General features: G+C 69.1%; 1 protein-coding gene and 2 pseudogenes. 2 read left to right on the top strand and 1 reads right to left on the bottom strand.

Features of this window, described 5'->3' with window-relative positions; translation table 11 throughout:
* Nucleotides 1–231 precede the first annotated feature (231 nt).
* Nucleotides 232–438, top strand: a pseudogene (locus tag ACZ5CR_RS46290) (ricin-type beta-trefoil lectin domain protein); the annotation flags it as partial.
* 275 nt (nucleotides 439–713) lie between these two features.
* Nucleotides 714–1,022: pseudogene (locus tag ACZ5CR_RS46285) on the top strand (ricin-type beta-trefoil lectin domain protein); the annotation flags it as partial.
* A gap of 12 nt (nucleotides 1,023–1,034) precedes the next feature.
* Here ACZ5CR_RS46285 and ACZ5CR_RS46280 read toward each other — a convergent pair.
* Nucleotides 1,035–1,188 (bottom strand): fumarate hydratase C-terminal domain-containing protein (locus tag ACZ5CR_RS46280; RefSeq protein ID WP_468870021.1); only part of this gene is annotated, 154 nt, incomplete at its 5' end.

The following is a 1,188-nucleotide window of genomic DNA, read 5'->3' as shown; positions in this document are numbered from 1 at the left end:
GCGGGGACCCGCACCTCGCCCCTGGAGTCGTGCTCGATCCGGTACTCACCGCTGTCGCTCGCGCTGGCGTCGCTGGTCATGCCTCGAACCTACCTCTCCGTCAGACCCCGCTGAAAAGTTGAGCACTTGTCTTGTTCTAGGTATTCCCAAGGCTCTTACTCACCAGTGCTGCACATTCCGGGGGTAACCCCCGGACCCCCAGCCGAAAATGCAGGTCGGCCCTGGTGACCGTTGATCTCGTCGTGTACTGAGCAGGGAGCTTGCCCACTCATCGGTACACTCTCGCCGGGCCTTGAGGGCATCCGGGCGGCCGAGGCCATCAAGCTCTACGGCGACGCGGCGGAGTGCCCGCTCGCCGACCGCGAGACAGGGCTCATCTCGCTCGGCGACAGCGAGATCTCGGGGGGCGTCGGGACGTACGAACCCGGCACCGACGGTGCACGGTCTGCGCTCCCGAGCAGGCGACGTTGTACGTCACGTCCGCGGCGATGCGGCGGGCCGGCAGGCACGGGCACCTCTCCGCGGAGCTGACCTGCGGCCCTTGGAGCAGCGCCCGAGGCCAGGCAGAATTGGCAGACCCGCGCCACGTTCAACGTGATCTTCTCCGAGCAGGCGGCGCGTATCCGCGACAACCTCCCGGAGGACCGCCAGCAGCTCCTCGCGCGTGGGACCGCCGCGCTCGCGCAGGACCCAAGGACCAAGGTGTCCTCGGCGCGGACCCGGCGAGCACGGGCAGCCCGAAGCTTCATCAGGGCGCATGGGACGACGGCGGCGTCGGCGGTCAGCAGAGCCTGCACACCGGCCTGACCCGGGACCGCTGCCTCGACGTCCCCGGCACCGCCAAGGAAGGCACCGCCGTCACGCTGTGGAACTGCCACGGCGGCGCCAACCAGAAGTTCGTCCGGGAGTCCGGGACCCTGCGCCCGGCCGCCGACACCGGGCTCTGCCTGGGACTCGCGTCCCCGGAGGAGCCGTTGAAGCTCCAGAAGTGCAACGGGTCGGCGAGCCAGCGCTTCGTGTAACCGGCCGGCGTCCTACGCCTGGCCGGGTCCCCGTACCGGAATGCTGAGGATGGTCGGGGACTCGGCAGGCGCCTGGAAGAAGTCGTTGCCCTTGTCGTCGACCACGACGAAGGCCGGGAAGTCCTCGACCTCGATCTTCCACACGGCTTCCATGCCGAGCTCCTCG

The sequence above is a fragment of the Streptomyces sp. NPDC031274 genome (assembly GCF_055570235.1).
This window is presented reverse-complemented; position numbering and strand designations above follow the sequence as displayed.